Annotated in this window: 13 protein-coding genes; 8 read left to right on the top strand and 5 right to left on the bottom strand. The window is 63.5% G+C overall.

Annotation, left to right across the window (positions count from 1 at the left end):
• Window positions 1-121 precede the first annotated feature (121 nt).
• The gene (locus tag WH265_RS01295; protein WP_339557085.1) at window positions 122-2,218 is read left to right on the top strand and encodes an ATP-dependent DNA helicase; all 2,097 of its coding nucleotides are present in this window, start codon (window positions 122-124) and stop codon (window positions 2,216-2,218) included.
• A 73-nt stretch (window positions 2,219-2,291) separates the two neighbouring features.
• On the opposite strand, the gene WH265_RS01290 is transcribed toward WH265_RS01295, so the two are convergent.
• The gene (locus tag WH265_RS01290) at window positions 2,292-3,101 is read right to left on the bottom strand and encodes an outer membrane protein assembly factor BamD (RefSeq protein WP_312990018.1); all 810 of its coding nucleotides are present in this window, start codon (window positions 3,099-3,101) and stop codon (window positions 2,292-2,294) included.
• Window positions 3,102-3,329: 228 nt separating this feature from the next.
• Here WH265_RS01290 and dnaE point away from each other — a divergent pair, with 228 nt between their 5' ends.
• The 5 genes from dnaE (at window position 3,330) to sbcB (ending at window position 12,848) form a co-directional block, all read left to right on the top strand.
• Complete coding sequence (gene dnaE, locus WH265_RS01285; protein WP_339557084.1) at window positions 3,330-6,875, top strand: DNA polymerase III subunit alpha; 3,546 nt, start codon at window positions 3,330-3,332, stop codon at window positions 6,873-6,875.
• Between the two features lie 113 nt (window positions 6,876-6,988).
• Window positions 6,989-7,363, top strand: coding sequence for an ATP-dependent Clp protease adapter ClpS (gene clpS / locus WH265_RS01280; RefSeq protein WP_021025816.1), 375 nt, complete (start codon window positions 6,989-6,991; stop codon window positions 7,361-7,363).
• Between the two features lie 63 nt (window positions 7,364-7,426).
• A complete protein-coding gene (gene clpA / locus WH265_RS01275) occupies window positions 7,427-9,769 on the top strand; it encodes an ATP-dependent Clp protease ATP-binding subunit ClpA (protein WP_021025815.1) in 2,343 nt (780 codons plus the stop codon).
• A 113-nt stretch (window positions 9,770-9,882) separates the two neighbouring features.
• Window positions 9,883-11,337 carry a cardiolipin synthase gene (gene cls, locus WH265_RS01270; protein ID WP_339521240.1) on the top strand — a complete coding sequence of 485 codons (1,455 nt, stop codon included), beginning with the start codon at window positions 9,883-9,885 and terminating at the stop codon, window positions 11,335-11,337.
• A gap of 53 nt (window positions 11,338-11,390) precedes the next feature.
• A complete protein-coding gene (sbcB, locus tag WH265_RS01265) occupies window positions 11,391-12,848 on the top strand; it encodes an exodeoxyribonuclease I (protein ID WP_339557083.1) in 1,458 nt (485 codons plus the stop codon).
• An 11-nt stretch (window positions 12,849-12,859) separates the two neighbouring features.
• Here sbcB and WH265_RS01260 read toward each other — a convergent pair whose 3' ends face one another.
• On the bottom strand, window positions 12,860-13,504 hold the full coding sequence (locus tag WH265_RS01260; protein WP_339557082.1) for an HD domain-containing protein: 645 nt from the start codon (window positions 13,502-13,504) through the stop codon (window positions 12,860-12,862).
• Between the two features lie 29 nt (window positions 13,505-13,533).
• Entirely contained in the window at window positions 13,534-14,763 is a 1,230-nt protein-coding gene (locus WH265_RS01255) for a nucleoside recognition domain-containing protein (protein WP_339557081.1), read from the bottom strand.
• Window positions 14,764-15,016: 253 nt separating this feature from the next.
• On the opposite strand from WH265_RS01255, the gene WH265_RS01250 reads away from it, so the two are divergent.
• Window positions 15,017-16,921 (top strand): propionate--CoA ligase, encoded by a 1,905-nt coding sequence (locus tag WH265_RS01250; protein ID WP_339557080.1) that lies wholly within the window; start codon window positions 15,017-15,019, stop codon window positions 16,919-16,921.
• 235 nt (window positions 16,922-17,156) lie between these two features.
• Window positions 17,157-17,657: a pyridoxamine 5'-phosphate oxidase family protein gene (locus tag WH265_RS01245; RefSeq protein WP_021025809.1), complete on the top strand. Its 501-nt coding sequence runs from the start codon at window positions 17,157-17,159 to the stop codon at window positions 17,655-17,657.
• A gap of 65 nt (window positions 17,658-17,722) precedes the next feature.
• Here the strand turns inward: WH265_RS01245 and WH265_RS01240 are convergent, their stop codons facing one another.
• Both WH265_RS01240 and fdxA read right to left on the bottom strand, forming a co-directional pair.
• Window positions 17,723-18,073 (bottom strand): antibiotic biosynthesis monooxygenase family protein, encoded by a 351-nt coding sequence (locus WH265_RS01240; RefSeq protein WP_339557079.1) that lies wholly within the window; start codon window positions 18,071-18,073, stop codon window positions 17,723-17,725.
• A 106-nt stretch (window positions 18,074-18,179) separates the two neighbouring features.
• On the bottom strand, window positions 18,180-18,509 hold the full coding sequence (gene fdxA, locus WH265_RS01235; RefSeq protein WP_021025807.1) for a ferredoxin FdxA: 330 nt from the start codon (window positions 18,507-18,509) through the stop codon (window positions 18,180-18,182).
• Window positions 18,510-18,577 lie beyond the last annotated feature (68 nt).

Genomic DNA, 18,577 nt, shown 5'->3' with positions numbered 1-18,577 from the left:
ATGCCGGGTGATGCTGCCAACCGATGTTTGTATACCAACGCCAGGGGCGTTGCGGGGCAGTGCGCGGGGGCGGGGCGCTGAACGCGCTAGACTGCCATGCCCCCGAAACCCGTCTTTTTTGATGCCTTTGTCCGTCGCCATTGCTAGCGATAGTGCCCCTGATGCCCCGCTGCGCCTGCGTCCGCAGCAGGAGCAGATGATCGCGGCCATCGAGGCGGCCTGGGCCCAGGGCCAGCGGGTGGCGATCGAGGCGCCCACCGGTACCGGCAAAACCTATGCCTATCTGATAGCGGCCTTGGCGCGCCAGGAGCGCTTTGTGGTCAGCACCGCGACGCGTGCACTGCAGGACCAGCTGGTGGACCGCGACATTCCGGCACTGCTGGCCCACCAGGGCCTGCAGCGCAAGGTGGCTGTGCTCAAGGGGCGGGAGAACTATGTCTGCCTGCAGGGCCTGGAGCAGGCGCGCAGCAAGCTGCAAGGCCGGCATGCCGGCGCGCTGGCCCAGGTGGAGCGCTGGGCGCAAAGCACCCAGGGCGGCGATCTGTCCGAGCTGGACGATATCAGCCATCTGCCCAGTCTCGTGCCGCACATCACCGCCAGCCATGACGAATGCCTGGGCCAGCGCTGCAGCCACTTTGAGCGCTGCTTCTCCAACCAGGCCCGGGCCCGCGCTGCGCAGGCCGATATTCTGGTGATCAACCACCATCTGTTTTTCAGCGAGCTGCGCCACCGCCAGATGCTGGGCGTGAAACACGGCTTTGTGCCGCTGGCGCAAACCATGGTGATGGACGAGGCCCACCAGCTGCAGGCCATTGGCCTCAAAGTGCTGGCCAAGGGCCTGAATGTCGGCGATATGCGCGACTACCTGCAGACCGTGGAGCGCGAGACCGGCCTGCATGCGCGCGGCTTTGCGCCCTGGCATGCCCTGCTGCAGCAGGTGCAGCAGGCCCTGGTGCAGTGGATGGAGGCCGAGCAGCGCTTGCTGGGCCCCGCCGATGCCCCCACCGATGTGGCAAGCCGCAACACAAGCCGCCAGGCGCTGGTCAACCTGCACAACCTGCTATCGGCCCTGGTCGCCGCCTTGCAAGGGGTGGCTGGCAGCGCGGCCGTGGTGGCCCAGCTCGCAGGCCAGGGCGATGTGATGCTGCAGGCCTTGCGCCAGTGGGCCCAGGGCGCGGGCCAGGACCGGGTGCGCTGGTGGGATTCCCCCGGTTTTGTGCGCGCCGGCCAGGGGGGCGACCTGCAGGCCCATGGGCGCTATGCCTGGCGCCAGGGCTTTCGCGAATCTCCCCTGTGGCTGTGGCAGGCGTTGCAGGCGCTGGGCCCCCAGGTGCAGGCCAGCAGCTGGCTGGGGCAGGGGGTGCAGCGCTGGCTGTTTACCTCGGCCACCTTGGGCGATGACGAGGCACTGACCTGGTTTGCCCAAGGCCTGGGCTTGCGCAGCGATCACAGCGATAACAGCGATAACAGCGATAACAGCGATAACAGCGATAACAGCGAAACTGGCGATGCGCCCATGCTTGCCAGCCTGCGCTTGCGCAGCCATTTTGACTGGGCGCAGCAGGCCCGGCTGGTGGTACCCCAGGGCCTTCCCGGCACCGATGCGCCGGCCGCCGAGCGCGCGCAGGCACTGGCGCAATGGCTGCTGCCGCACTTGAAGACCCTGGGCGGGCGCTGCATGGTGCTGTGCACATCAACGGCCGCGATGGAGGCCTTGGCCCAGGCCTTGCGTCAGGGTCTGCAAGGCCAGGCCATCGGCGTGCTGCAGCAGGGCGAGCAGCCCAAGCGCCGCTTGCTGCAGGCGATGCGAACCGCGCCGGGTGGCAAGACCGGCCGGGTGCTGGTCGGTACCCTCGGCCTCTGGGAAGGGGTGGATCTGCCTGGCGAGGCGCTGCAGCTCTTGGTGATCGACAAGCTGCCATTTCCGCCGCGCCATGATGTGCTGCATGCAGCGCGCGTGCAGGCGCTGCGGGCTGCGGGTCGCGATGCGTTTGGGCGCTATGTCCTGCCGCAAACGGCGATGCAGCTGCGCCAGGGTGTTGGGCGGCTGATTCGGTCTGCCAGCGACCAGGGTGTGGTGGTGATTGCCGATGAGCGGCTGCACAGCCGCAGCTATGGCGCTGCCTTGCTGGCAGCACTGCCGCCGCTGCCCAGCCTGGATGACGCGGCCTTGCCGGCATTCTTGCAGGCCTTGGCGGAAAAAGAGATCCGTCCATAAGGAAACGGCTGCCGCAGGTTAAAACTTGCAGCAGCCGTTTGGCTATCAGCTAACGCGCCTCAGGCGCGTTGCATCACCACATCTTCCACCAGGGGCGCTCTTCCTTGCGGAAGCCATTGGCCAGCAGGCGGGTGTTGGGGTAGCTCGCTTCCAGCACCCGCTTGGTGTCAGCGGCCATGTCGGCCATGTTCAGGCGCTCGTAGGACAGCATCAGGATGTACAGCGCGTCCTCTTGCGCGGGCACTTCCTTGTAGTCGGCAATAGCGGCTTGCGCGCGGTTGACGGCGGCCACATAGGCGCCGCGCTCGTAGTAGTAGCGGGCGACATGCACTTCGTACTGGGCCAGCGAGTTGACGATGTAGCGCATGCGCATTTCAGCGTCGGGTGCGTACTTGGACTCGGGAAAGCGCGTGGTCAGCTCGCGGAAGGACTCGAACGAGTCCTTGGCGGCCTTCTGGTCGCGCTCGGACAGGTCCTGCCTGGACACCCAGGAGAAAAGACCCAGGTTTTCGTTGAAGTTGACGAGGCCCTTGAGGTAGAGCGCATAGTCCACGCCTTCGCTCGCCGGGTGGAGTTTGACAAAGCGGTCCAAGGTGGCAATGGCCTGGGCCTTTTCACCGCTCTTGTACTGGGAATAGGCCTTTTCCAGCTGGGCTTGCTGCGCCATCGCGGTGCCCGCGGCACGACCTTCGAGCTTTTCATACAGCGGAATGGCCTTGTCGAACGAGCCGGACGAGGCCTCGTCGCGGGCTTCCGAATAAATCTTGTTCGGGCTCCAGCCGGCGGTGGGATCCACATCGGTCGATGAACAGCCTGCCAGCAAAGCGGCAAGTGCTACAGAAGCGATAGCGGGAACCTTCGATTTGGGGTACGCAAACAGCATTTTTGGCTTGAAATCCATGGACGGAAAGCTGAAAAACTGCGTGGGGCGGCAAAGCCCGCCACGCAGCGGGGCAGCCCGTGCCGCGCCCTCTGATCTGGGCCATTGTAATCGGCGCGCAGCCCGCTGCCACAGAGCCGGACTTGTCGCCTGTAGGGCTGTGTAACATTCCGCGCCAGATATGCCATGGTTTGCAGCGGCGGTGCTGCGGCTTTCCTACAATGCAGGGATATGTTCGTACACCTTCGCATCCATTCCGAGTTTTCCATCATCGACAGCACCAATCGCGTGGGCGATTTGATCAAGTTTGCTGCGGGTGATAGCCAGCCGGCGATGGCGCTCACCGACCTGAACAGCCTGTTTGGCGCCATCAAGTTTTACAAAGCCGGGCGCGGCGCAGGTGTCAAACCGCTTCTCGGCGCCGAGCTGGCGCTGGAGCCCGAGGTGGCCGGTGGCCCGCTCTCGCGCATCATCGTGCTGATCCAGAGCCAGCAGGGTTATCTGAATCTGTCCGAGATCCTCGCGCGCATCTGGATGGCCGATACCGTCAAGGCCCAGCCCCAGTGCACCTGGGCCTGGCTCGAGGAGCTGTCCGAGGGCCTGATCGTGCTGTCGGGCGCGCAAGCCGGGCCCGTGGGCCAGGCGCTGATGCGCGGCGATGAAAAGGCCGCCCGTGGTGTGGCCTTGCGCCTGGCCAGCCTGTTTCCGCACCGTTTCTATATCGAGCTGCAGCGCGCTGGCCGCGCCGATGACGAAAGCCATGTGGCCGCTGCCGTGGCGCTGGCTGCCCACCTCAAGCTGCCGGTGGTGGCCACCCACCCGGTGCAGTTCACCAAGCCTGCCGATTTTGAATCGCATGAGGCCCGCGTCTGTATTGCCGAGGGCGAGACTCTGGGCAACAAAAAGCGGGTCAAGCGCTTTACCCGCGACCAGTACCTCAAGACCGCTGCCGAGATGGAGGCCTTGTTTGCCGACCTGCCCAGCGCCATTGCCAATACCGCCGAGATTGCGCGCCGCTGCAGTGTGACCCTGCAGCTGGGCAAGTACTTTCTGCCCGATTTCCCCACGCCCAATGGCATGCCGATCGACGAGTACTTCCGCCAGGTCTCGTTCGAGGGGTTGGAAGACCGTCTGCAGCTGCTGTTCCCGAACGAGGCCAAACGGGACGCCGAACGTCCTAAGTACATCGAGCGCCTGGATTTCGAGCTCGGCATCATCCTGAAGATGGGTTTTCCCGGCTACTTCCTGATCGTGGCGGACTTTATCAACTGGGCCAAGAACAATGGCTGCCCGGTGGGGCCGGGCCGGGGATCGGGGGCGGGCTCGTTGGTGGCCTATGTGCTGAAGATCACCGACTTGGACCCGATCCACTACAACCTGCTGTTCGAGCGCTTTCTGAACCCAGAGCGCGTCTCGATGCCCGACTTTGACGTGGACTTTTGCCAGGCCAACCGGGACCGGGTGATCGACTATGTGAAGGACCTCTACGGCCGCAATGCGGTGAGCCAGATTGCGACCTTTGGCACGATGGCCGCGCGCGCGGCCATCCGCGACGTGGGCCGCGCGTTGGACATGAGCTATGGCTTTTGCGATGGCATCTCCAAGCTGATCCCGAACAAGCCGGGCCTGCATGTGACCTTGAAGTACCCGCCCAATCCTCCCAAGGACGGCGACAAGTACACCTATGCGATCAAGGAAGAGCCGATCCTGGCCGAGCGCATCGAGAAGGAAGAGGACGTCAAGACCCTGATCGAGATGGCCCAGAAGCTCGAAGGCATGACCCGCAATATCGGCATGCACGCCGGGGGCGTGGTGATTGCGCCGGGCAAGCTGACCGATTTTTGCCCGCTCTACCAGCAGCCGGGCAGTACCTCGGCGGTGGCCATGTATGACAAGGACGACGTCGAGGCCGTGGGCCTGGTCAAGTTCGACTTCTTGGGTCTGGCGACCTTGACGATTCTGGAGATCGCGCGCGAATTCATCATCAAGCGCCACAAGGGGCAGGAGAACTTCAAGTTCGAGGAAATCCCGCTTGACGACGCCCGTACCTACCAGCTCTTTTCGGCCGGCAAGACCGAGGCCGTGTTCCAGTTTGAATCGCGCGGCATGCAGCAGATGCTCAAGGAAGCCAAGCCCAGCCGCCTGGAAGACCTGATTGCGCTGAATGCGCTCTACCGCCCGGGCCCGATGGACCTGATCCCCAGCTTTGTGGCGCGCAAGCACGGCAAGGAAGTGGTGGAGTACCCGCATCCGCTGGTCGAGAAGGTGCTGTCCGAGACCTACGGCATCATGGTCTACCAGGAGCAGGTGATGCAGACTGCCCAGGTGCTGGGCGGCTACAGCCTGGGCGGCGCCGACTTGCTGCGCCGCGCGATGGGCAAGAAAAAGGTCGAGGAGATGGTGCAGCACCGTGCCACCTTCCGCGAAGGGGCCTCCAAGATCGGCATCGACGAGGCCAAGGCCGACGAAGTGTTCGATTTGATGGAGAAGTTTGCCGGCTACGGCTTCAACAAGTCGCACGCTGCTGCCTACTCGCTGCTGGCCTACCACACCGGTTGGCTCAAGGTGCACTACACGGCGGAGTTCTACTGCGGCAATATGACCGTGGAAATGGACAACACCGACAAGCTCAAGGTGCTGTACGAAGACGCGCTGAAGATGGGCGTAACTTTTGAGATGCCAGATGTGAACCGGGGCCACCACCGCTTTGAGCCGGTGACCGACAAGGTGATCCGCTACGGCCTGGGCGCCATCAAGGGCACCGGCCAGGCCGCCATCGAGGCGATTGTGGCCGCGCGCGAAGGCAAGGGCACGGGGCCGCAGGGCGATACCAAGGGCCCGTTCAAGAGCCTGTTTGACTTCTGCCTGCGCGTGGACCGCAGCAAGCTCAACAAGCGCACGGTCGAGGCGCTGATCAAGGGCGGTGCCTTTGACAGCATCCAGCTCAACCGCCGCGCGCTGATCGAATCGGTCGATGTGGCTTTCGAGTTTGCCGCCACCACCCATGCCAACGCCAACCAGGGCGGCCTGTTTGACATGATGGGCGATGACGCCGTGGGATCGAGCACCCAGGAGCCGCCGCTGGCCGATGTGCTGCCCTGGGGCATCAAGGAGCGCCTGGTGCAGGAGAAGACCGCCATCGGTTTCTACCTCTCGGGCCATTTGTTTGACGAGGTGGAGCTGGAAGTGCGCCAGTTTGTGCGCACCCCCATCTCCCAACTCAAGGACAGCCGCGAGCCCCAGACGGTGGCGGGCATCATCAGCGAGCTGCGGGTCATCAACGGCCAGCGGGGCAAGATGGTGCTGTTCAAGATCGACGACAAATCATCGGTCATTGAGGGCTCGATCGACGAAGCCACCTGGAGTCGCCACAAGGAGCAACTCAAGGACGACGAGTTCGTCATCCTGAGCGCCCGCGTGGGTTTGGATCGCTTCAGCGGCGGCCTGCGCGCCAAGGCACAGCATGTCTGGGGCCTGGCCGAGGCCCGGGCGCGCTTTGGCCGCTACCTGCTGGTCAACACCGACCGCCACCAGCCCGATGTTGCGCGGCTGATTCAGGAGTTTCCCGCAGTCGAGGAGCACACCGACGAAGGCCTGCTGCGCCACGGCCTCAAGATCCGCCTGGGCGTCGTCTGCGGCCAGGGCGAGACGCGGGCCGGGGTGGAACTCAACCTGGGCGATGCCGCACGCTTTTTCCCCAGCGACCAGGCCATGGCGGCCTGGTCCCAGGAAGCGGGCCACGAAGCCATCAAAATCGTTTACGAAAGCATGGCCTAGTAACGGTTTTGCCCGGGTTGAAAATACGCAGCACCAGCCGTTGCTGGCGCCGCTGTATTGAAGTTCATAAAAGCATCACCATCTTTGTCCATGTGGAAATTTAGCCTTATAGAATGATCTCAATGGCCACGAAACCTGTTGTTCCTCCCTCGCCGAATCTGCCTGCAACGCCCCAGCCTCCGGAGGACGGCGGGGGGGCGCTGGTGGTCGAGCGCATCGCCCAGCGGGTGGAGCCACCGAAGATGTACCAGGTGGTCATGCTCAACGATGATTTCACGCCAATGGAGTTTGTGATTGAGGTACTGCAGCATTTTTTTGGCAAGAGCCGCGAAGCGGCCACCCAGATCATGCTGAAGATCCACCTGGATGGGAAAGGTGTCTGCGGGGTGTACTCGCATGAAATCGCCGAAACCAAGGTGGCGCAGGTGATGGATGCCGCCAACGGAGCGGGTCACCCGCTTCAAGCCGTATCGGAGCCTGTTGAATAACGGAATCTGGTCCTCATCTAGAAGCAAGTTGAGTGTATTTGGCAAGCAATAAAGGAGTTTCAAATGATTGCTCAGGAACTGGAAGTCAGCTTGCACATGGCTTTTGTCGAAGCCAGGCAGCAGCGCCACGAATTCATCACCGTGGAGCATTTGCTGCTGGCCTTGCTGGACAACCCGAGTGCTTCCGAGGTGTTGCGCGCATGCTCTGCCAATATCGACGACCTGCGCGCGTCGCTGACCAATTTCATCAAGGACAATGCCCCGCAGGTGGCCGGTGAGGACGAGGTGGACACCCAGCCCACCCTGGGTTTCCAGCGCGTGATCCAGCGCGCCATCATGCATGTGCAAAGCACCGGCAATGGCAAGAAGGAAGTGACCGGCGCCAATGTGCTGGTGGCCATTTTTGGCGAAAAAGACTCGCATGCCGTGTACTACCTGCACCAGCAGGGCGTCACGCGCCTCGATGTGGTCAACTACATCGCCCATGGCATCAAGAAGAATGACACGCCCGAGCTGCCCAAGTCCGAGTCCAGCTCGGATGCGGAAGAGGTGGGCAGCAACAACGCCGAGCGCGCTGAAAAGGCCTCGCCGCTGGAGCAGTTCACCGTCAACCTGAACCAGCAGGCCAAGGATGGCAAGATCGATCCGCTGATCGGCCGCCAGTACGAGGTCGAGCGCACGATCCAGATCCTGTGCCGCCGCCGCAAGAACAACCCGCTCTTGGTGGGTGAGGCCGGCGTGGGCAAGACGGCGATTGCCGAGGGCCTGGCATGGCGCATCACGCAAGAAGATGTGCCCGAAGTGCTGGCCGAGGCCACCGTCTACTCGCTGGACATGGGCTCGCTGTTGGCGGGCACCAAGTACCGGGGTGATTTTGAACAACGCTTGAAAGGCGTGCTCAAGGCCTTGAAGGACAAGCCCCATGCGATCTTGTTCATCGACGAGATCCACACCCTGATCGGTGCCGGTGCGGCCTCGGGCGGCACCTTGGATGCGTCCAACCTGCTCAAGCCGGCGCTGTCAAGCGGCCAGCTCAAGTGCATCGGTGCGACCACCTTCACCGAGTACCGTGGCATCTTCGAGAAGGATGCAGCGCTGTCGCGCCGCTTCCAGAAGGTCGATGTGGTCGAGCCGACCGTGCCCGAAACCATCGATATTCTGAAGGGCCTCAAGTCCCGCTTCGAAGAGCACCACAACGTCAAGTACGCGGTGGCCGCTTTGCAGGCAGCTGCTGAGCTGTCGGCTAAGTTCATCAATGACCGCCATCTGCCCGACAAGGCGATTGACGTGATCGATGAGGCCGGTGCCGCGCAGCGCATTCTGGCGCCTTCCAAGCGCAAGAAAACCATTGGCAAGACCGAGATCGAAGAGATCGTCGCCAAGATCGCCCGCATTCCGCCGGCCAACGTCAGCAATGACGACCGCGGCAAGCTGCAGACCCTGGAGCGCGACCTGCGAAGCGTGGTCTTTGGCCAGGACAAGGCCCTCGAAGTGCTGGCCTCGGCCGTCAAGATGGCGCGTTCCGGCCTGGGCAAGGTGGACAAGCCGATTGGTTCGTTCCTGTTCTCGGGCCCGACCGGTGTGGGCAAGACCGAAGCTGCCAAGCAGCTGGCCTACATCCTGGGCATCGACCTGATCCGCTTTGACATGTCCGAGTACATGGAGCGCCATGCGGTTTCGCGCCTGATCGGCGCGCCTCCCGGCTACGTCGGTTTCGACCAGGGTGGCCTGCTGACCGAGGCGGTGACCAAGAAGCCCCATGCGGTGCTGCTGCTCGACGAAATCGAGAAGGCGCATCCGGATATCTTCAATGTGCTGCTGCAGGTGATGGACCACGGCACCTTGACCGATAACAACGGACGCAAGGCCGACTTCCGCAATGTGATCATCATCATGACCACCAATGCGGGCGCCGAGACGATGAACAAGGCCGTCATTGGCTTTACCAACCCGCGCGCGGCGGGCGACGAGATGGGCGACATCAAGCGCCTGTTCACGCCCGAGTTCCGCAACCGGCTGGACGCCATCGTCAGCTTCAAGCCACTCGACGAGCAGGTCATTTTGCGCGTGGTCGACAAGTTCCTGCTCCAGCTCGAGCAGCAACTGGCCGAGAAGAAGGTCGAGGTCACGTTCAGCGACAAGCTGCGCAAGCACTTGGCCAAGACCGGCTTCGATCCGCTGATGGGTGCGCGGCCGATGCAGCGCCTGATCCAGGACACGATCCGCCGGTCGCTGGCCGACGAGCTGCTGTTTGGTCGCCTGACCGATGGTGGGCGCCTGAGCGTCGACTGGGACGACAGCAACGCCGACAAGCCCGAGGTGATGCTCGACATCCAGCCGCTGCCCAAGAAGGAGCGCGCCAAGCAAGAGCCGGCCGAGCCTGAAGAGGAAGTCGCCGCCGATTGAGGCCCCCGCGCCTTGAGGACAAAAGCAGCCGCTCCATGCGGCTGTTTTTTTTGCGTGGGACTGTCACGGTGGCAGGCTACACTGGGCAGTCCCCTCAACAGGAGCGCGCTGCTGTGGCGTCCCTCTCTCCGTATCTGACCAAGGAAAATATCGTCGCGCTGCTGTCCGTGATCTGGCCGATCTACCTCGGCGTGGTGGGTATCTGGATTTTGATGCAGCGCCGCGCGCCGGTGGCCACCTTGGGCTGGCTGCTGTCCATGGGCTCCTTGCCCGTGGTTGGGCTGATCGTGTATTACTTCATCGGCCCGCAGCGCATGAAGCGCCAGCGCATCAAACGCCTGCGCGCACGCAACAAAAACCATGTGCGCGAGACCACGCGCCGCATCCGCGACGGCCAGCCCGAGGCACCTGCCCAGCTGCGCGAGATGGTCAAGCTGGTCGAGGCCACCTGCGGCTTCCCGATCACTTCGGCCGAAAGCGTGGAGTTGCTGAGCGGGGGCGCGGCCACCTTTGACCGGATTCTGGAAGACGTCGCCCAGGCCCGCCACCATGTGCACCTGGAATACTATATTTTCGAGCCCGACCAGACCGGCACGCGCCTGCGCGATGCGCTGGTCGAGCGCGCCAAGGCGGGGATCAAGGTGCGCATGCTGGTCGATGCGCTGGGCTCCAAGCGCGTCAACCGCAAGTTCATCGCGCCCTTGCTGGAGGCGGGCGGCGAGTTTGCGGTCTTCCACCCCACACGCATCGGCAGGCGCCTGCGCCCGGTGATCAACTTCCGCAGCCACCGCAAGATCCTGGTGGTGGACGGCCAGATCGGCTTTACCGGCGGCGTCAACATCACCGATGAAGAAGACCGCCGCGTCAACACCAATGCCTACCACGATGTGCACCTGCGCATGGCGGGGCCCATCGTCACCTGGCTGCAGACCACCTTCTTGGAAGACTGGGCCTATGCGCTGGAGAAGTCGGCCCAGGACATGCCTGCCAACCTGGACTTGCTGCTGCCCGATATGCCCGATGGCCCCCATGCGATGCAGCTGGTGAGCTCGGGCCCGGACAACCCCACCGAGCCCATCCACCGCGCCCATGTCGCCGCCATCCAGTCGGCCACCGTGCGGGTCTGGCTGACCACGCCTTACTTTGTGCCGACCGAGCCCGCCATGTATGCGCTGACCAGCGCTGCGCTGCGCGGCGTCGATGTGCGGCTGCTGGTGCCGGAGAAGTCCGATTCGATCTTTGTGACGGCCGCTGCCCGCTCGTACTACGAGGAGCTGATCAGCGCCGGTGCCAAGGTCTACGAATACAGCGCGCGCATGCTGCACTCCAAGACCTTGGTGGTCGATGACAACCTGACCATCATCGGCACGGCCAACTTTGACAACCGCAGCTTTCGCCTGAACTACGAGGTCTGCGCGATTGGCTATGGGCCGGAGCTGAACGCCCGGCTGCAGGACCAGTTCAACACCGACCTGATGCGTTCCAAACAGGTGGCTTCGCGCCGCAAGCAGCGCTTTTTGCCCCGGCTGGGGGATTCGATCGCGCGCCTGTTCTCGCCGCTTCTGTAGTTGCGGGCCCACGTTGCTCTGCGGCAGTGACCGGAGCAGGCATACTAGCGGGCATGCAGAATTCCTCGTCCGCTTCCGCCAGCTTTTTCTGGCATGACTACGAAACCTTTGGCGCCGTGCCGCGCCGTGACCGCCCCGCGCAGTTTGCCGGCATCCGCACGGACATGGATCTCAACGAGATCGGCGAGCCGGTGATGCTGTACTGCCAGCCTGCGCTTGACTACCTGCCCAGCCCCCAGGCGAGCCTGATCACCGGCCTCACGCCCCAGCACTGCCTGGAGCAGGGCGTGCCCGAGCACCAGTTTGCTGCGGCCGTAGAGGCCGAGCTGGGCCGCCCGGGCACCATTGGCGTGGGCTACAACACCATCCGTTTTGACGACGAGGTGACGCGCTACATGCTGTGGCGCAACCTGCGCGATCCCTATGCCCGCGAATGGCAAAACGGCTGCGGCCGCTGGGATCTGCTCGATGTCGTACGCATGGTCTATGCGCTGCGCCCCGAAGGCATCCAGTGGCCCCAAAAGGACGACGGCTCGGTCAGCTTCAAGCTCGAAGACCTGGCCCGCGCCAACGGCATCCTGCATGAGTCGGCGCACGATGCGCTGAGCGATGTGCGTGCCACCATTGGTCTGGCGCGCCTCATCAAACGCCTGCAGCCGCGCCTGTTTGATTTTGCGCTGGGCCTGCACAAAAAGGACCGCGTGATGCAGGAGCTGGCCCTGCCGGCCACCTCCGCCCATGCCCGGCCTTTTTTGCATGTCTCGGGCATGTACGGGGTCGAGCGCGGCTGCATTGCCGTGGCCTGGCCGCTGGCCCAGCACCCGACCAACAAGAACGAGATCATCGCCTGGGACCTGGCGCAGGACCCGAGCCACCTGGCGGAGCTGTCGGTGGACGAGATGCGCCTGCGCATGTTCAGTGCAGCGGCGGATCTGCCCGAAGGCATGGCGCGTCTGCCGATCAAGACGGTGCACCTGAACAAATCGCCGATGGTCGTCGGCAGCCTGCGTACGCTCAGCGCCGAGCAGGCCGCCCGCTGGCAGATCGACATGGACCAGGCGCTGCGCCATGCCGCGATTGCCCGCGATCTGCCCGATATGAGCGCCATCTGGGCTGCCGTGTTTGACCGCCCGCCGCTCGAAGGTGTGGATGTGGACCAGGATCTGTACAGCGGCTTTATCGGCCAGGGCGACCGCCGCCGCCTGACCCAGCTGACCACCATGCACCCGCAGGAGCTGGCTGTGGCCAAGCCTGGTTTTGACGATGAGCGCCTGCATGAGCTGCTGTTCCGCTACCGGGCGCGCAATTTTCCTGATTCCTTGACGCCTGATGAGCAGCAGCGCTGGCTGGAGCTGCGCGTTGCCTTTTTGCAAGAGGGCTTGGGCGGCGCGCGCACAGCCGAGCAGATGTTTGCCGAGATCGACCAGCTGTCCGAAACCGCTGATGAGCGCGCCGAAGAGATTCTCGGCACCCTCTACGACTGGGCCGATGCGATCATGCCCGATGCCTGAGCGGTATTGAATCAGGCTACCGCCAGCGCCTGCTGCAGGTTATCGCGCGCCTGCGCCTCCAGCCGGGCCTGCATGGTCACCGTCTGGTAAATGGCCGGGCGCTGCAAAAAGCTGCGCAGCACCGCCTGTCGGCGCAGCGCATAGTCGGCAGCGGGCACCCAGGCATATTCGGCCTGGATCTGCGCCTGGTACTGCGCAAAACGCGCGGCGGGCGCGCCCAGGATGGACAAATCAATATCCAGCATCCAGGCGCTGTCTTCGGGCAGCTGCGCTTGCGCGGGCAGGAAATGGCAGGTGGACATGATCAGCGCATCAACGCGCAGCACCGCATCTGGCTCGGCACCTGCTGACTGCAGCACCGCTTGCGCCCACTGGGCACTGCGCAGCTCATTGTCCTTGGCCTGCGGGTCATAAATCGCGTCGTGAAAGCACAAAGCCAGCGCCAGCTCCGCCGGCTGCGCTACCTGTGGGCGCAATTGCTCCAGCCATTGCAGGCATTCGGCAATATGCTGCAGGCCGTGGTAATGGCGATCAGGCCCGTCATGCGCTGCCAACAGCTGCGGCAAGGCATCCGTGGCCGGGGTCAGGCCCAGGTCCTGCCAGGCACGGTCCCAGGCGGCGCTGAAAATCTGGGCGTCTGCGCTGCTGCTGGTCATGGCAACTCCTGAAGATGTCTCGTCTGCAATCAACCAAAGAACTGGTAGCAAACCACAATGGCGGCCACCACGCCCGAGAACTCAGCCAGCAGCGCGCAAGGCACCGCATGGCGCGCGCGCTGTATGCCGACGGCGCCAAAGTACACCGCCAGCACATAGAAGGTGGTCTCGGTGCTGCCCTGGATGATGGCGGCGGCCAGCGCCGGGAAGCTGTCCACGCCATGGCTTTGCATGGTCTCGATCAGCATGGCGCGCGCAGCGCTGCCCGAAAACGGCTTGACAAGCGCAGTAGGCAGCGCATCGACAAAGCGCGTGTCCATGCCGCTCAGGTCGACCAGCCAGCGGATGCCGTCAAGCGCATAGCCCAGCGCGCCGGAGGCGCGAAAGAGGCCCACGGCGCAGAGCATGGCCACCAGGTAGGGCAGCAGGCCCTTGGCGACATCAAAGCCTTCCTTGGCGCCTTCGATAAAGCTCTCGTATACGGGCACCTTGCGCAGCGCGCCCACCACGACAAACAGCACCACCAGGCCAAACAAGGTGAGGTTGCCCAGGAGGGACGACACCTGCGCCATCGCCGTGGACGTCAAGGTCGCCAAAAAGGCCATGAATCCAGCCAGCACCAGGCCCACCGGCAGCAGATAGGCCAGCACCACCGGGTGCCACAGCGGCAGGCGCTGCACGATGGCCACCGACACCAGGCCCACCAGCGTCGAGACCGAGGTGGCCAGCAAGATCGGCAGAAAGACCAGGGTTGGGTCGGGCGCGCCTTGCTGCATGCGGTACATGAAGATGGTCACCGGCAGCAGGGTCAGCGACGAGGCATTGAGCACCAGAAACAAAATCTGCGCATTGCTGGCCGCGGTGGGCGAGGGGTTGATCTCTTGCAGCGCGCGCATGGCCTTGAGGCCGATGGGAGTGGCTGCGTTGTCCAGCCCCAGCGCGTTGGCGGCAAAGTTCAGGGTCATCAGGCCCAAGGCCGGGTGGCCGCGCGGCACATCGGGCATCAGCCGGGCAAACAAGGGCGCGAGCCAGCGGGCCAGCATATCGACTAGGCCAGCCTTTTCGGCAATCTTCAAAAAGCCCAGCCAGAGTGTGAGCGTGCCAAACAGCAGCACCATCACCTCGACCGAGAGCTTGGCCATGGCAAACAGCGCTTGCACCATGTCGCCAAATATCTGGGCATTGCCGCCCAGCAGCCACTGCGCGAATGCGGCCATGGCCGCCACCACAAAAAAACCCAGCCACAAGCCATTGAGCATGGGACATCCTTCGTCATCCGGCGCGCCGCAGCACCGGGGCGGTGCGCCATGCCGCTGATTGTGCGCGATGCCGGGTGCCGCCCGGGCCAGCCAGCGCGGAAACTGTGCAGGGCGCTGCAAAAGCCCCTCTGGGCTGCTCGCGTGTATGCGGGAAAACCACAGGCTGGCCGGCGCAGCCCTGCGCACATTTGTCAGCGGGATGCAAGACAAAGGGAAATAATGGCTGCACAACAAAAGATGGAGACAGACTTCGATGAGCCGTTTTGCCGACTTTTACGCCCGCTCGATCCATGACCGCGATGCCTTCTGGGCCGAGCAGGCGCAGCGCATCGACTGGCATGTGCCGCCCCAGCAGATCTGTGACTACAGCAACCCGCCATTTGCGCGCTGGTTTGTCGGCGGCCAGACCAACCTCTGCCACAACGCCATCGACCGCCATGTGGCCGAGCGCGGCGACCAGGCCGCGCTGATTGCGGTATCGACCGAGACCCATACCGAGCGCAGCTACAGCTATGCCGAGCTGTACCGCGAGGTGCAGCGCATGGCCGCAGCGCTGCTGGCGCTGGGCGTCAAAAAGGGCGACCGCGTGCAGATCTACATGCCGATGATTGCCGAGGCCGCCATTGCGATGCTGGCCAGCGTGCGCATCGGCGCCATCCATTCGGTGGTGTTTGGCGGCTTTGCCTCGGGCTCGCTCGCCACCCGGATTGACGATGCCCAGCCCACGGTCATCATCAGCGCCGATGCCGGCTCGCGCGCCGGCAAAGTTGTGCCCTACAAGCCCTTGCTGGATGAGGCCATTGCGCTGGCCAGCCACCAACCCCAGGCGGTGCTGATGGTGGACCGGGGCCTGGCCCCCATGCAGCTTGTGCCGGGCCGCGACCACCTCTGGGCCGATCTGCGTGCCCAGCATCTGGATGCGCAGGTGCCCTGCGAATGGGTGGAGGCCACCCACCCCAGCTACACGCTCTACACCAGCGGCACCACCGGCAAGCCCAAGGGCGTGCAGCGCGACACCGGCGGCTACACGGTAGCGCTGGCCGCCAGCCTGCCGGCGATCTTCGATGCCAAGCCGGGCCAGACCTTTTTCTGCACCAGCGATATCGGCTGGGTCGTGGGCCACAGCTACATCATCTATGCGCCGCTGATTGGCGGCATGGCCACCCTCATGTACGAGGGTGTGCCGCTGCGCCCGGACCCGGGCATCTGGTGGAGCCTGGTCGAGAAATACAAGGTCACGCACATGTTCTCGGCGCCCACCGCGATCCGTGTGCTCAAAAAGCAGGACCCTGAGTACCTCAGCAAGTACGACCTGAGCAGCCTGCAGGCGCTGTGGCTGGCCGGCGAGCCGCTCGATGAGCCCACAGCCAGCTGGATCAGCGGCGCCATCGGGCGCCCCATCATCGACAACTACTGGCAGACCGAGACCGGCTGGCCGATCCTGACGCTGTGCAACGGCATTGAACCCCAGCCATCGCGCTTTGGCAGCCCGGGCAAGGCCGTGTTTGGCTACCATATCAAGCTGATCGATGGCGATACCGGCGCCGAGCTGGTAGAGCCGATGCAAAAGGGCGTGATCGCCATCGAAGGCCCCTTGCCCCCTGGCTGCCTGATGACCGTCTGGCGCGATGACCAGCGCTTTGTCAACACCTACTGGAAGAGCATCCCCGGCCGCCTGGTCTACAGCACCTTTGACTGGGGTGTGCGCGACAAGGATGGCTACTACTTTATCCTGGGCCGCACCGATGATGTGATCAATGTCGCTGGCCACCGCCTGGGCACACGCGAGATCGAGGAAAGCATCTCCGGCCACCCCGATATTGCAGAAGTTGCCGTCGTGGGCGTGGCTGATGCCTTGAAAGGCCAGGTCGCGCTGGCCTTTGCGGTGCCGCGCAGCAATGCGGTGGCGGGCGACAGCGCCGCCTGCAGCGCGCTGGAGAAATCCGTCTGCAACCATGTCGATGCCCAGCTCGGTGCCGTGGCGCGGCCGGCGCGCGTCTACTTTGTCGCTACGCTGCCCAAGACGCGCAGCGGCAAACTGCTGCGCCGCGCGCTGCAGGCGGTGGCCGAGAAGCGCGACACGGGCGATCTGTCGACGATGGAAGACCCGGCAGCGCTGCAGCAGGTGGTGGCGGCGATGGCGGCGGCTGAACGCTAAGCCGAGTCTCCAGCAGGAGCGCCTTGCGCGCTCCTTGGGGGCTCTCTGCTCACGCATCCCATGGGGTTGTGGCCGCGTTGAATCAACTTGTGCCTCCAGCCGGGACTACAGCTGGAGCGCCAAGCCAGCACAGCCAGACCCTGCAAGCGCCGATCCGAGGGAGGGTATTTGCCTTACATGGGCTGCGCAGACCCGTCGATACAGTGAAATTTTCCAATTCGACAGGAGTTGCGCCATGGCCCAAGACAATCCGCGTGAAAAATTGTGGGAACTCATCAAGGACATTCGCTTTGCGATGATCACCCACCAGCATGAACATGGCAGCCTGCATGCCGCGCCGATGACCACGGCCAACAAAGAGGGCATGGATGAGGATAAAAATTTGTATTTCCTGCTGGGTAGGGACTCTGATTTGTCGCGGTGCCTGAGCACCTCCAGCGCCATTAATGTGTCCTACGCCGATCCCAATAAGGACAGCTATGTTTCGGTATCGGCAACGGGATCCCTCAGTGACGATCTGGCGCTGAAAGAGCAGTTGTTCAGCCCCATGGCTAAAGCTTGGTTTCCCGATGGCCCGGCCGATCCCAATTTGCAGATCCTGGTGGCGCGGGTTGATTTTGCCGAATACTGGGATGTGAAAGAAAACAAGCTGGTGCAGCTGTTCAAGATGGCCAAATCAGCGGTGACCGGTGAACGACCCGATGGCATGGGCGAGCACCGCGAGATCAAGCTGTAAATCTGGGGCCATCGGCTCCAACTGCATGCCCTGCGCCATGGCCCATGGCGCGGGGCATGCCACGTTCAGGCTGCGCTGGCGTGCTGCATGCCGTAGGCCCGCTCCACCCTGGCCACCCGTACCTGGTAATGTGCATACCAGCGCTCGGCGCCCATGCGCTGGGCGACCAGGTGGTCGCTCTGGGCCTTCCAGCGGCGGATGTCTTCCTCGGTCTGCCAGTACGACACGGTGATGCCCAGGCCGTCGCTGCCCCGGGTACTTTCGGCGCCCAGAAAGCCAGGTTGCTGCTCAGCAAGCAGCACCATCGCATCGGCCATGTCGGCATAGGGCTGGTGTTCGGTGTCGGTACGCTGCGAGGTGAAGATGACGGCGTAGTACGGGGGCTGGGGGGTGTTGGCAAAGGCGGCGCTGTGCATGGCGGTGGCTCTGGTGGGGCGCAAACAATAAAAAAGCCAGCACGGAGGCTGGCTTGGCGGGTTCAGGGCGCGGGCATCACAGCGTGGCATCCCTGCATAAGCTGGCTCAGCGGATCAGGTCCTTGAGCTTGTCGGGCTGGCCGTTGGCCTCGTCGGCACCTTCCATCGGCGCCTTGCGCTTGGTGATGCTCTTCCAGCCATCGGCCAATGCCAGCTCGGCATTGAGCTTGATAAAGGCCAGCTGGTCTGCGGGCACATCTTCCTCGGCGTAGATGGCGTTGGCAGGGCACTCGGGGATGCAGACGGCGCAGTCGATGCATTCGTCCGGATCGATGGTCAGGAAGTTCGGGCCTTCGCGGAAGCAGTCAACAGGGCAGACGTCCACACAATCGGTGTATTTGCACTTGATGCAGTTTTCGGTGACGACGTGGGTCATGGAATGGTTTTCGCCAGTGATTCAGACAAACAAACAGCGGAGGATTTTACGGTTTTTGTGCACAAGCA

Source organism: Comamonas sp. MYb396 (assembly GCF_037479555.1).
Taxonomy (GTDB): Bacteria; Pseudomonadota; Gammaproteobacteria; order Burkholderiales; family Burkholderiaceae_C; genus Comamonas.
This window is presented reverse-complemented; position numbering and strand designations above follow the sequence as displayed.

Coding starts and splice junctions, on each gene's coding strand:
- WH265_RS01295 (WP_339557085.1), top strand. CDS start 122: ATGCCTTTGTCCGTCGCCATTGCTAGCGATAGTGCCCCTGATGCCCCG.
- dnaE (WP_339557084.1), top strand. CDS start 3,330: ATGTTCGTACACCTTCGCATCCATTCCGAGTTTTCCATCATCGACAGC.
- WH265_RS01250 (WP_339557080.1), top strand. CDS start 15,017: ATGAGCCGTTTTGCCGACTTTTACGCCCGCTCGATCCATGACCGCGAT.
- WH265_RS01245 (WP_021025809.1), top strand. CDS start 17,157: ATGGCCCAAGACAATCCGCGTGAAAAATTGTGGGAACTCATCAAGGAC.
- fdxA (WP_021025807.1), bottom strand. CDS start 18,509: ATGACCCACGTCGTCACCGAAAACTGCATCAAGTGCAAATACACCGAT.
- clpA (WP_021025815.1), top strand. CDS start 7,427: ATGATTGCTCAGGAACTGGAAGTCAGCTTGCACATGGCTTTTGTCGAA.
- WH265_RS01260 (WP_339557082.1), bottom strand. CDS start 13,504: ATGACCAGCAGCAGCGCAGACGCCCAGATTTTCAGCGCCGCCTGGGAC.
- WH265_RS01255 (WP_339557081.1), bottom strand. CDS start 14,763: ATGCTCAATGGCTTGTGGCTGGGTTTTTTTGTGGTGGCGGCCATGGCC.
- WH265_RS01240 (WP_339557079.1), bottom strand. CDS start 18,073: ATGCACAGCGCCGCCTTTGCCAACACCCCCCAGCCCCCGTACTACGCC.
- WH265_RS01290 (WP_312990018.1), bottom strand. CDS start 3,101: ATGCTGTTTGCGTACCCCAAATCGAAGGTTCCCGCTATCGCTTCTGTA.
- clpS (WP_021025816.1), top strand. CDS start 6,989: ATGATCTCAATGGCCACGAAACCTGTTGTTCCTCCCTCGCCGAATCTG.
- sbcB (WP_339557083.1), top strand. CDS start 11,391: ATGCAGAATTCCTCGTCCGCTTCCGCCAGCTTTTTCTGGCATGACTAC.